The organism is Ancalomicrobiaceae bacterium S20, assembly GCA_040269895.1.
GTDB classification, from domain to species: Bacteria; Pseudomonadota; Alphaproteobacteria; order Rhizobiales; family Ancalomicrobiaceae; genus Methyloraptor; species Methyloraptor flagellatus.
Map to the genome: position 1 here is coordinate 12,385 of CP158568.1, position 12,375 is coordinate 24,759.

The following is a 12,375-nucleotide window of genomic DNA, read 5'->3' on the forward strand; positions in this document are numbered from 1 at the left end:
CATCTAGGCACCACCCCGCCGTGAATGCAATGAACTTGTCCTGTTAGCATGTTACTTGTCGGTAGATCGCCGGCAACGCCGCCGGCAGTCGGTCGAGCCGACCGACGATCGCGTAGCCGCCGCGCCCGAACAGGGTCGGGAAATAGGATCGCGCCCCGGCGTCGATCGTCACGCCGAAGACGCCGAGGCCGAGGCGGCGCGCCTCGGTGACCGCCTTGCGGGTGTCCTCGATGCCGAAGCGGCCTTCGTAGTGGTCGACGTCGTTCGGCTTGCCGTCGGTCAGCACGATCATGAGCTTGCGCAGGTTCGGCCGGGTGGCGAGTTCGGCCGCGGCGTGGCGCACCGCGGCGCCCATGCGGGTGTAGAAGCCGGGCTTCAGCGCGCCGATGCGGCGTTCGATGCGCGGCCCCATCGGCTCGTCGAAGCCCTTCACCGTCTCGACGCGGACCCAGGAACGCCGGCGTGAGGTGAAGGTCAGGATCGCGTGGTCGTCGCCGGCGGCGGCGAGGCCGTGGGCGAACACCAGCGTCGCCTCCTTGGCGACGTCGAGCACGCGGCGTTCCGCCGCCCAGGCGTCGGTCGACAGCGAGACGTCGACGAGCAGCGTCACGGCGAGATCGCGGGCGTGCGGACGGCTCGCCAGATGGATGCGATCGGTGCCGCCGTTGCCGGCGGCGAGATCGGTACGGGCGCGGACGAGGGCGTCGAGATCGAGCTCGGTGCCGTCCTGCTGGGCGCGCAGCAGCTCGTGGCGAGGCCGCAGTGCTTCGAACTGGCGGCGTACCTGACGGATGCGTCGGCGCGCGGTGTCGTCCGGCTGCCAGTCCTCGCCGGTCTCGGAGGCGGTGGCGGCGCGCACGCTGGTGTGTTTCGGAAGGTAGACGCCGCGGCGCCAGTCCCATTCCGGATAGGTGCGTTCGGCGACGAGGGCCGTGGTGTCGACCGCCTCGGGCGGCAGGTCGAGATCGAACTTCAGCCGGCTCGCCGGTTTGCCGGTGCGCTGACCGACGGTCAGTTCCTCCAGATCGTCGGCCGCCTTGTCGGCGTCCTCGTCCTCCTCCTCGTCGGACGGCCGATCGACCGAGACCATCTCGGCCATGGCGAGGATCTTCTCGAAGCGGTTCAGGATCAGCGGACCGCGATCGTCCGGGCGGGCCTCCTCGGGCTCGCGGACGGCGAAGCGCTTGCGCTTTTCCGAGGTTTCGTGGGCACCGCCGCCGCCGGCCTCGTCGGCATCGCGGCGCGCGGCTTCCTCGGCGCGTGTCCAGGTATCGCCCCAGAGCGGGCAGGGCAGGAACGGCTGGTAGCGCGGCGGTGCCGCGGCGGGCAGGGGGCCTCACCGGTGACGGCGGCCCAGAGCGCGCCCTCGGGCGGCGCGGCGGCGCCGAGCACGGCGCGCACGATCGCCTCGATCTCGCGTTCGAGCTTCGGCATGCTTCGGACCGGCCGGGCCGCGGCCATCGCCGCACCGAGCGCGGCGTGGTCGGGACGCAGACCCGGGAAAGCCTCGAGCACCGCCGCGGTGGTGGCGTGGGCCCGGGCGAGAAGCGCGAGGTCGCGGCGCAGCGGATCGGCCTCGGGGATCGTCTCGACCGGCACGACCGCGAACCAGGCCGCGAGCCAGCGATAGAGCGCGCGGTTGAGCGCGGCATCGGGGAACAGCGCGATGCGTTCGGGCAGGAACAGCGTGGCGCCGTCGCGGCCGGGCTGCTCGAGCCGCTCGGCGCCGAGGCCGACGGTTTGACGCCAGCCGAGCCGGTGGCCGGACTTGCGTGCCACCGTGCCGGACACTTGCACGCCGGCCTCGCCGCCAAGGCCGCGGAACAGGACCGCGAGCGGGCCCCGGACCTCGTCGAGCGTCACGGCGTGGCCGGGATGGTCCGGGTAGGTCGCGGTGCGGCCGACCAGCCGATGCCAGGCCTTGCCGACGGTCTCTTCGAGTTCCAGGAAGTCCAGCATGGCGATCGTGCTCCTCGACCGGACGCGACGGGGTGAAAGGGGATCCGCCGGCCTCTTGCTCAGCCGATCACAGCGCGGGCGATCTCGACGAGCGCCGCCTTCACGTCGGCGTCGTCGGTCAGCGGCTCGATCATGGTCGCGAGCACGGCCTCGCGGGTCGGCAGGCCCGCCTCGATCAGGCTGGCGCAATAGACGATCAGGCGGGTCGAGACGCCTTCCTCGAGATCCTGGCCTTTGAGCGCCCGCAGCCGGCCGGCGAGTTGCACCAGCGGGCGGACGCGGGTCTCGGAAAGACCGCTCTCGGCCGCGACCACGGCCATTTCCTGCTCGGGGGGCAGGAAGTCGAACTCGATCGCGACGAAGCGCTGTCGCGTGCTCGGCTTCATGGTCTTGATCAGGCTCTGGTAGCCGGGATTGTAGGAGACGACGAGCATGAAGCTCTGCGGCGCGGCGAGTTCCTCGCCGGTGCGTTCGAGCGGCAGGATGCGGCGGTCGTCGGTCAGCGGGTGCAGCACGACGGCGACGTCCTTGCGCGCCTCGACCACCTCGTCGAGGTAGCAGATGCCGCCTTCGCGCACCGCGCGAGTCAGCGGGCCGTCGGTCCAGACCGTGTCGCCGCCCTTCAAGAGATAGCGGCCGGTCAGGTCGGCGGCGGTCAGGTCGTCGTGGCAGGAGACGGTGTGGAGCGGCAGCCCGAGCCGCGCCGCCATGTGGGCGACGAAGCGGGTCTTGCCGCAGCCGGTCGGACCCTTCAGCAGCAGCGGCAACTGTCCAGCCCAGGCGCGCTCGAACAGGGCGACTTCGTTGCCGCCGGGGGCGTAGTAGGGGATCGCGGTCTTGGACGGCACGAAAGCGGCGACGTTCATGGCGGCAACTCGTCTTGAGACGTGGAGTGGGGCGGCCGGGGGACGAGAAAGGGCGTTGCCCCTGGCCCATCGGTCGATGAGGGCCTCTCCCGGCCGGCGACCCGAGGCGCCGGCCGGGAGAGACACGCGGGCTCATTCGGCGGGCTGAAGGGCGGCGCCGGAGGCCGAACGGCCGCGATCGGGGGCAAGCACGGACCAGGCGAACATCAGCGCCGCGACGACGACCGCGATGCCGGAGCCGAGCCGGATCCAGTAGTAGAGCGCGAGCCCGTCCTGGACGTCCATGTAGGCCTCGCCGAGCACACGCTGGTGATAGACCTGCAGGAAGCCGGCGATGGTCAGCGCGAAGGTCATGACCATCATGGCCGTGCACATGATCCAGAAGCTCGCCTTGCTGAGAGCCTGGTTCAGGCCGGAGCGGCCGAGCAGCGACGGCAGCGCGTAGGTCATCATCGCGAGGTTCAGCATCACATAGGCGCCGAAGAAGGCGAGATGGCCGTGGGCCGCGGTCACCTGGGTGCCGTGCGTGTAGTAGTTGACGCTCGACAGCGTGTGCAGGAAGCCCCAGATGCCGGCGCCGAGGAAGGCCATGACCGAGCAGCCGACCGACCAGAGCACGGCGGCGCGGTTCGGATGGTTGCGGCCGGCGTTGCGAGTCATCTTCACGGTGAACAGGACCATGGTGAAGAAGGGCGCGACCTCGAGCGTCGAGAACAGCGAGCCGATCCACTGCCAGTAACCGGGCGCGCCGATCCAGTAGTAGTGATGGCCGGTGCCGAGGATGCCGGAGAACAGCGCCAGACCGATGATCAGGTAGAGCCACTTCTCGACCACTTCGCGATCGATGCCGTTCAGCTTGATCATCAGGAAGGCGAGGATCGAGGCCATCACCAGTTCCCAGACGCCCTCGACCCACAGATGGACGACGTACCACCAGTACATCTTGTCGAGCGCGAGGTTCGCCGGATTGTAGAAGGCGAACAGGAAGAAGATTGCGATGCCCCAGAGCCCGAACAGGAGGATGTTGACGATCGTGGTCTTGCGTCCCTTCAACGCCGTCATGGTGACGTTGAACAGGAACATCAGCGCGACGATCACGATGCCGACCTTGATCGGGAACGGCTGTTCGAGGAATTCGCGGCCCTCATGGAAGCGGAACATGTAGCCGACGACGGCGATGCCGGCGGCGACGAAGAACAGCCAGAACTGGATCTTGGCGATCAGCGGGCTGAACAGCTCCGTCTCGGTCTCCTCGGGCAGGAGATAGTAGGTAGAGCCCATGAAGCCCATCAGCAGCCACACGATCAGCGCGTTGGTGTGGATCATGCGGACGAGGTTGAAGGGCAGCAGCTCGGAGAGCGTGTTGGGCAGGACGTAGATCGTCCCGGCCAGGAGGCCGAAGGCGACCTGGGCCAGGAACAGGCCGAGCGCGCCGTAGAAGTATAGCAGCGCGACCTTCTGGGTCTGATATCTGATGCCGGTTTGCATGGCGGGATCCATCGGCTCGAGTGAGCGGAGGCGAGGCCCGGTCGGCCGGTCGTCGGCGCGGGCGGGCTCGCGGGAACGGGTTCGCGCGGGCCTCAGCCGGCGGTGTTCGGCGGCCAGTTCTGGGTCTTGATCCGGCTCGCCCATTCCAGGAAGTCGGCGAGGTCGCCGACCTCCTGGTCGGTGAGGTGGAACTGCGGCATCTGCCGCCGGCCCTCGACGCCGGAGGGCTGCGAGGCCATCCAGGCCTTCAGCATCTCGCGCGCGCCGTCGCGGTCCTTGTCGCCGCCCCAGCGCACCCAGACGTTGCCGAGTTCGGGGGCGAAATAGGCGCCCTCGCCGAGCAGCGTGTGGCAGTTGATGCAGGCGTTCTTCTCCCACACGTGCTTGCCGCGGGCGACGCTGGCCGACAGCGTCGCCTTGTCGGTCGAGGTCGTCACCATGTACCAGTGGCTATGGGCCGTCAGGCCGACGAAGATCGCGAAGAAGAAGGCGGAGCCGCCGTAGAAGACGTTTCTGGCCGCCGAGGTGGTGAGGCGTTCGGTCATGGTGCTCTCCGGCACGGGAAGACGGGACGAGGCGCGGAGCCACGTTCGGTCGGCACGATAGAGAGCGGGGCGCGGGCTTCTTTGTCGGGACGCAAGCTCGCGGACGGAGTGGCGGCTGCGGCGCTTCGATGGTTTGCGGATGTCGTTACGGCCGCGCGCCGCCGGCGAGTGCGGCCGCGGCCAGGGCCGCGCCGAGGACGAGCGCGACGCCGCTCGCGATGCCGAGGCGCCAGCGGCGCGCGGCCGATCCATGGGCGTCGGAACCGAGGCCGAGGTAGTCGCGGCAGACGATCCGCGCCTTCGTGAAGGCGAAGCCGGCGATCAGGCCATCGGTGACGAGCGCATGCCGGACGAGCCCCGCGCGGTCGAGGCTCACCACGGCGACGCCGGCGAGTGTCAGGAGGGCGAGGGCCACCCAGGCGCGGCCGAGCGGGAGGGGCGCGCGCGTCATGTCAGTGCACCAGATAGAGGACCGGGAACATGACGATCCAGACGAGATCGACCATGTGCCAGAAGGCCGCGCCGGTCTCGACTGCCTCGGCCTCCGCGGAGCGAGCGACGACCGCCAGGATGATCGCGCCGAGCACGACATGCAGGGCGTGGAAGCCGGTCAGCAGGAAATAGAGCGTGAAGAACGGGCTCGTCTCGAGCCCGATGCCGGCTTCGATCTCGGCGGCATACTCGCATGCCTTCACCGCGACGAAGACGAGCCCGGTCATGACCGCGCCGAGGAGGTTCAGCCGCGCTCTGCCCGCCGCATGCTCGCTCGCGGCGGCGGTCGCCCGCGCCGCGAGCCAGCCGCCGGTGACGAGCACGAGCGTGTTGAGCGCGCCGAGCTTTGGATCGAGCGCCGCCTGTCCGGCGGCGAAGGCCTCGACGTGGAGCAGGCGGGTCACCGAGGCGACCACCAGCATGATGCCGAAGACAGCGAATTCGCTGAGAATCAGCACCCACATCATCGGGTGCCCGGGCAGGCCGTCGAACAGCGGCCAGTCGTCGGTTCGATCGGTCTCGATGCTCATTTGCCGCCGCCTTGTCGTCCGTCGCGCTTCGAATAGGCGTTCCGGCATGCGGGGACGTTGTCGGCGCGCAAAGAGCGGGGCGGCGGCGCGCGCTAGATCTGGAGCACCCGATCGATACGTGTGGAGGAACGCCCCATGACGGACGCCCAATTCGGCCTGGTGCTCACCACGCCGATCATCGTGATCTTCGCACTGCTGCTCCAGCGCGCCGGCGTGCTGCGCACCGGCAGCGCCATGACGGCGGTGGTCGCCTCGGTGGCGATCGCGGCGACGTTGTTCCTGACGCAGTGAAACGAAGGATCGACCCGGTTCAGGCCGTCTCGCCGAGCGCGGAGGCCGCTTCGGGGGTGGGGGTCGGCCTGGGGCGACGAGCCGGGGGCCGGAGAGCGGCGCCTGCGAGATCTTGCGGCGCTGCTCGGCCTCCGGGCCGAACCAGGCGGCGAGATCGGTCGCCGAGACCGGGCGGCCGTAGAGATAGCCCTGGCCGGTGCTGCAGCCGGCCGCCATCAGCAGGGTCGCCTGCTCCATCGTCTCGATGCCCTCGGCCACCACGCTGAGGCCGAGCTGGCGGCCGAGCGCGACGATGGTCTGGATGATCGCCATGCAGCGGGACCGGCGCGCGATGTCGGCGACGAAGGACCGGTCGATCTTCAGTTCGTCGAAGCCGAAGCCGTCGAGATAGGCGAGCGACGAGTAACCGGTGCCGAAGTCGTCGAGTGCGATCGCGACGCCCATGTCGCGGAGCCGCCGGATCATCTCGCGACAGCGCGCCTCGTCGCGCATCATGACCGTCTCGGTGATCTCCAGCGTCAGCCGGCTGGCCGGCAGACCGGTCCGCGCGAGGCAGTCGGCGACCACCGACGGCAGGTCCGAGCGGATCAACTGCACGGTCGACAGATTGACCGAGACGCTGATCGGCTCGGGGAAGCCGACCGCGTCGCGGCAGGCCTTCTCCAGGATCATGTGGCCGATGTCGACGATCTGGCCCGAGCTCTCGGCGATGGCGATGAACGCATTCGGCGACAGCACGCCACGCTCCGGGTGGACCCAGCGCGCGAGCGCCTCCACGCCGCGGATCCGGCCCGAGGCCATGTCGACCTGGACCTGGTAGTAGGGCTCGAACTCGCTGCGCTTCAACGCGCCGACGAGTTCGGCCTCGACCCGGCGGCGGCCGTCGATCTCGTCGGTCATGCTCGGATGGTAGACCACGATCGTGTTCTTGCCCGAGAGCTTCGCGCGATTGAGCGCGAGGTCGGCATTGCGCACCAGATGGTCGCGCGGATCGGTCTCAGAGCCGGAGAGCGACAGCCCGATCGTGGCATTGACGTTGAGGAGCTGCCCGCCGATCTCATGCGGCCGGCCGAGCTCGCGCAGGATGAGCCCGGCCATGCGCTCGGCCGCCACCTCGTCGACGTCGTTCAGCAGCACGAAGAACTCGTCGCCGCCGAAACGCGAGGCGCGGTTCTCCGGGTGGAAGGCAATGATGGCTTCCAGACGGCGGGCGACCGAGGCGAGCACCGCGTCGCCGGTCATGTGGCCGAGCGTATCGTTGATCGGCTTGAAGCCGTCGAGATCGATCGCGAGCACGGCGACGCGGTGGCCGAGGGTGCCGCTCAGATGCCGCCGGAACGTCTCGCGATTGGCGAGGCCGGTCAGTGCGTCGTGGTTGGCGAGATAGGCCTGATGCTCGGCGACCTGCCGTTGACCGGCGTAGGCGCGGTGCAGCAGCCTGTTCTGGAACGCGAACAGCGCGATCAGCACGAGACCGCAGACCAGAAGACCGATCAGCATGGCGTTCTGGGTCGTCTGGATATCTGAGAGAATGTCGCGATTGCGCTCGATCGCCTGGTTGGAAAAGATGAAGGCCTGCGCGGCGATCTTCTCGACCGGCACGCGGAGCGAGTCGAGCAGGACGAGGGCCCTTTCGGCAGCCCCCGGTTCGCCGAGATGCGCCAGGATCGCCTCGAGCCGCGGCATGGCTCGCCGCAGGTCACTGACGATCAGGTGGCGTTCCGGCACGGCGGCCACGAAGGCGCCGAACGAGCCATGGCTCCAGGTTTCGAACCGGGCCGCCAGCACCTGCTCGGCGACCAGCGCCTCGTCGCGGTCGGCGTCGGCACGGCCGGCGGCGAAGGCGAGCAGCGCGATCTCGAGGCGCTGCAGTTCCTCGACGGCGTGGTTGCCGGTCCAGGCGATGTCATGGCGGCGGGTCTGCTCGACCGCCTCGTGGCTGCGCGACAGCAGCGACGGCACCAGCATGGTGGACAGCGCGAAGACGAACACCAGCACCAGGAGCACGCCCTGCACCAGGTCCAGTCTCGACAACCTCAGTGGCCATCTGCGCCCGATCGACGTCATAGGTCTCGTCCGATCAGCGGAGCGTGATGGTCCGGACCTGCCAGACCGAACGGCTGTAATAGACCTCGGTCTTGAGGTCTGGGCGGGCATCGAACGGGTAGATGACGAACAGCGGACCCTTGTCCTTGATGTCCATGGGGTGGCCGTTGCGGCGGGTCGCCAGGATCACGTCATAGCGCGCGAAGTCGGCGAGCGGCAGTTCCATCGTGTAGCGGTTCAGCGCGACGACATCGGCCCTGTCGCCCGTGGCCTGGACCTTCTCCATCAGCTTGGCGAGCGGCACGCCCTCGAATGTCTGCACGCCGTCGTGCCAGGGCGTCGATGTCTTGATCGTCGCCAGCCCGAGCGCCTCGAGGGTCTCGCGCGTGAATTCGGCCTTGGCGCCGACCGCGCCGTCGACGGTCAGGATGACCTTGGCGTCGGTCCCCGCGGACTGCGCCGATGCGCTCGGCGCCAGGGCGGCGAGCGACAGCAGGACCAGAATGGTGGCGAACAGTCCGCGCATGGATCGGTATCTCCTATCGCGGAGCACCTAACACTACGGCATGCTGCGGAACGGCTACGGATTTCATTCAAATTTTACATGGGGCGCGATTTCGATCGCGTGCGGTTCATGTCGGCCCGCGGCCGCAGATCAGGTGCCTTGTTCGGTCTCGGCGACGAAGGCGGCGATGCGTTCGGCGATCATGATCGTCGGCATGTTGGTGTTGGCGCAGGGGATCGACGGCATGATCGAGGCGTCGGCGACGCGCAGGCCCGAAACCCCATGCACGCGGCCTGCCGGATCGGTCACGGCGGCCGGATCGTCCGCCCGGCCCATCCGGCAGGTGCCGGACGGGTGCCAGGTGCAGCCGACATTGGCGCGGACGAAATCGGTCAGGCGATCGTCGTCGGCGAGCAGGCCGTCGATCGTCGTGCCGAGCGTGACGACGCCATGGACGAGCGCGCGCCGGAGCGGTCCGGCGGCATCGAGCAGGGCCGAGAGCGCGCCGCGCTGCAGCGCGTTCCATCGGCCCGGCACCGCGATTTTCGCGACGCGCGGCGTGTAGCTCGCCGGGAACACCACGTCGCGGAAGCCGTCCATCAACGTGTCCTGCAGTACGGCCGCGCCCATGCGCAGCGCGCCCTTCAGCCGTTCTAGGTCGCGGGGATCGTCGAGCATGCGGAAGTCGACCGCCGGCTCGACGCGCGGGTCGGCGGAGGCGAGCGCGAGCTGCCCGCGCGAGTAGGATTTGTTGACCCAGAAGAAGATCGAACCGGTCCTGAGCCCGACCGAGTGCCAGCCCGAGCGCGACAGGATCGCGCCGTGCATGTCACCTTGCGGTGTGCCGGCGAGGCCGGAGGAATAGCGCCAGATCGCCTGTTCGTGGTGTTCGCCCGGATCGCGGACGCGCGCGCTCGGCGGCAGGACGGTCGCGACCGCGATGGAGGGGTGTTCCATCAGGTTGCGGCCGACGGCGGGAAGGTCGCGGACGACCGGGATCCCTGAGCTTGGCGAGATCGCCGGCCGGGCCGACGCCGGAGCGCAGGAGCAGCGCAGGCGAATGGATCGCGCCGGCGGCGAGGATCACTTCCGCGGCCGCAATCGCCTTCGGCGTGCCATCCGGACCGGCGACCTCGGCGCCGATCGCGCGCGTGCCGTCGAACAGGATCCGGTTCGCCTGGTGGCCGGTCAGGATGCGCAGGTTCGGCCGGCGGCGGACGTCGGGCGTCAGGTAGACGAGGGCGGTCGGCTGGCGTTCGCCAGCGTCGTCGACCGCGACCACGCCGCGGAACGTGCCATCCTGCCAGGGGCCGTTCTGGTCGGCGCGGATCGGGTGGCCGCGCGCGTCGAGCGTCTTCATCACCCGGTCGACGAAGGGCGACAGTCCTGCGTCGCCGACGCGGCGGACCACGATGGGGCCGTCCTTGCCGTGATAGGGGCCGTCGAGGTCGCGATCGGCCTCGATGCGGCGGAAGACGTCGAGGCAGGCGTCCCAGCCCCATCCCTCGGCGCCGAGCGCCTCCCATTCGGCGTAGTCGCTCGGCGCGCCGCGGTTCGCCATCAGCGCGTTGATCGAGGAACCGCCGCCGAGGAGGCGCGCCTGTTCGTAGCGGCGCGATGCGCGGCGGCCGTCGCGGGTCCGGCCCATCAGCGCGGCGAGCGTCGCCCAGATGTTCGAGGTGTCGAGATAGGCACGGCCGGGATAGCGCGCGCGGATGTCGGCCGGGATGTCGTCGCGAGAAATGTCGCGGCCGGCCTCGACCAGCACGACCTCTCGGCGCGGGTCTTCCGACAGCCGCGCGGCGAGCACGCAGCCGGCCGAGCCGCCGCCGAGGATCAGGACATCGGTCTTCATGCGGTTCTCCGCGAGCGGTCGCCGCGCGCGCTGACCGCGACGAGCAGCACGGTCATGAACGACACGGCGGTCAGGAGCGTACTGATCGAGGCGATGGTCGGGTCGATCTCGTCGCGCAGCGCGGTGAACATGCGTTTGGTCAGCGTCTGGTTCTGGCCGCCGGAGATGAACAGCGCGACGACGGTCTCGTCCAGCGCGGAGATGAAGGCGAACAGCAGGCCGGAGACGACGCTGGCGCGGATCTGCGGCAGCGTCACGATGAAGAAGGTGCGCCAGCGGTTCATGCCGAGGCTGCGCGAGACCATCTCCTGCACGGGATCGAACTTCTCCAGCCCGACCAGCACCGAGGTCACGACATAAGGCAGGCCGAGCATGACATTGGCGAGGATCAGCCCGGTCATCGAGGCGAGCAGGCCGACCTGAGCATAGACCAGGAAGACGCCGACGGCCGTGATCACGATCGGCACCACCAGCGGCAGGAGCAGCACGATCTTCAGGAACCGCATCAGGCCGGACTGGGCAAGGTTCAGCGCGTAGGCCGCCGCGGTGCCCATCGCTGTCGCGAGCACGGCGCTCACGACGGCGACCGTCAGGCTGACGCGGGTCGCCTGCATCCAGGCCGGGTCGCCGAGATAGGCCTCGTACCAACGCAGCGACCAGGACGGCGGCGGAAAGGCGAGAAACCGCGCGCCGGAGAAGGACATCGGCACGACGATCAGCACCGGCAGGATCAGCCAGATCAGGATCAGCGTCACGAGCGCGTAGAGCGCGGCCTTGGACAGCGACATGGTCAGCGCGCTCCCATGATGCGTTCGAACGGGATCACGCGGTTCGCCAGCCGGAAGGCCAGATAGACGCAGGCGAGCAGCACGACGCTGATCGAGGAGGCGGCGCCCCATTCGTTGTAGAGCTCGATGTTGCGCGACACCAGCATCGAGACCATGTAGGTCCGCCCGCCGCCGAGCAGTTCCGGCGTGATGTAGAAGCCGAGCGTCAGCACGAAGACGAGCACCATGCCGGCGACGACGCCGGGCATCGACAGGGGCAGGTAGACGCGCCGGAACACATGGGCCGGCGAGCCGCCGAGGCTCGCGCCGGCCATGACCAGATCGGCAGGGATCTTCTGCATGGTCGCGTAGACCGGCAGTACCATGAAGGGCAGCAGGATGTGGATCGTCGCCATGACGGTCCCGAACTCGTTGTTGATCATCACGATCGGCGCGTCGATCACATGCAGGTCGGTCAGCAGCGAATTCACCAGCCCGCGCCGTTGCAGCAGGATCAACCAGGCGTAGGCGCGCACCAGCACGCTGGTCCAGAACGGCAGGACCACCATGGCCAGGATCAGAATGCGCCGGCCAGGGGAGGCATGCGCGGCGACATAGGCGACCGGATAGCCGAGCAGCACGGTCGCGACCGTGACGACGAAGGCGATGCGGAACGTCTGCAGGAACGTCCGCCAATAGACGTCGTCGGTCAGGAAGCGGGTGTAGTGGGCGAGCGTGAAGCCGCCGTCCTGCCGGATCGACTGCCACGCGAGCCACAGCAGCGGCACGATCAGCAACAGGCCGATCACCGCGACCGCCGGCGCGAGCAGGAGCGCGACGAGGCGCTGTTCGCGGCGCCGATAGGCGAGGGCGGGATCTCTGGTCGGAGCATTCATCGCGCGTTCCGGAGCGGGTTCGGACCGAGGGGCGGTCCTGCAAGAGCCGGGCTGCTCCGGCCGTCCCGTGCCTGAGCACGAAGGCGGCCGGAGCCTCGGGGAGAGCCCGGGATCGGTTCAGGCCGGCCGGCCGCG

10 protein-coding genes and 2 pseudogenes are annotated in these 12,375 nt (G+C 69.1%); all 12 read right to left on the reverse strand.

Features of this window, described 5'->3' with window-relative positions; all coding sequences use genetic code 11:
* Nucleotides 1-43: 43 nt before the first annotated feature.
* A pseudogene (locus ABS361_00075) lies at nucleotides 44-1,959 on the reverse strand (VWA domain-containing protein).
* Between the two features lie 59 nt (nucleotides 1,960-2,018).
* Nucleotides 2,019-2,825, reverse strand: a complete 807-nt coding sequence (locus ABS361_00080; protein XBY44752.1) for a CbbQ/NirQ/NorQ/GpvN family protein — start codon at nucleotides 2,823-2,825, stop codon at nucleotides 2,019-2,021.
* A 132-nt stretch (nucleotides 2,826-2,957) separates the two neighbouring features.
* Entirely contained in the window at nucleotides 2,958-4,301 is a 1,344-nt protein-coding gene (locus ABS361_00085) for a cbb3-type cytochrome c oxidase subunit I (protein XBY46994.1), read from the reverse strand.
* A 104-nt stretch (nucleotides 4,302-4,405) separates the two neighbouring features.
* Nucleotides 4,406-4,858, reverse strand: coding sequence for a cytochrome c (locus tag ABS361_00090; GenBank protein XBY44753.1), 453 nt, complete (start codon nucleotides 4,856-4,858; stop codon nucleotides 4,406-4,408).
* A gap of 145 nt (nucleotides 4,859-5,003) precedes the next feature.
* Nucleotides 5,004-5,309 (reverse strand): hypothetical protein, encoded by a 306-nt coding sequence (locus tag ABS361_00095; GenBank protein ID XBY44754.1) that lies wholly within the window; start codon nucleotides 5,307-5,309, stop codon nucleotides 5,004-5,006.
* A 1-nt stretch (nucleotide 5,310) separates the two neighbouring features.
* Nucleotides 5,311-5,928 carry a cytochrome c oxidase subunit 3 family protein gene (locus tag ABS361_00100; GenBank protein ID XBY46995.1) on the reverse strand — a complete coding sequence of 206 codons (618 nt, stop codon included), beginning with the start codon at nucleotides 5,926-5,928 and terminating at the stop codon, nucleotides 5,311-5,313.
* A 423-nt stretch (nucleotides 5,929-6,351) separates the two neighbouring features.
* Nucleotides 6,352-8,328: pseudogene (locus tag ABS361_00105) on the reverse strand (EAL domain-containing protein).
* A complete protein-coding gene (locus tag ABS361_00110) occupies nucleotides 8,252-8,743 on the reverse strand; it encodes a molybdopterin-dependent oxidoreductase (GenBank protein XBY44755.1) in 492 nt (163 codons plus the stop codon). Before ABS361_00110 ends, ABS361_00105 begins: the two are co-directional and overlap by 77 nt.
* 129 nt (nucleotides 8,744-8,872) lie before the next feature.
* On the reverse strand, nucleotides 8,873-9,550 hold the full coding sequence (locus ABS361_00115) for a GMC family oxidoreductase (protein XBY46996.1): 678 nt from the start codon (nucleotides 9,548-9,550) through the stop codon (nucleotides 8,873-8,875).
* Nucleotide 9,551: 1 nt separating this feature from the next.
* Nucleotides 9,552-10,577, reverse strand: coding sequence for a GMC family oxidoreductase N-terminal domain-containing protein (locus ABS361_00120; GenBank protein ID XBY44756.1), 1,026 nt, complete (start codon nucleotides 10,575-10,577; stop codon nucleotides 9,552-9,554).
* A complete protein-coding gene (locus ABS361_00125) occupies nucleotides 10,574-11,365 on the reverse strand; it encodes an ABC transporter permease (GenBank protein XBY44757.1) in 792 nt (263 codons plus the stop codon). The genes ABS361_00120 and ABS361_00125 overlap by 4 nt, the downstream gene beginning before the upstream one ends.
* Before the next feature lie 2 nt (nucleotides 11,366-11,367).
* Nucleotides 11,368-12,240 carry an ABC transporter permease gene (locus ABS361_00130; protein ID XBY44758.1) on the reverse strand — a complete coding sequence of 291 codons (873 nt, stop codon included), beginning with the start codon at nucleotides 12,238-12,240 and terminating at the stop codon, nucleotides 11,368-11,370.
* Between the last annotated feature and the right edge of the window lie 135 nt (nucleotides 12,241-12,375).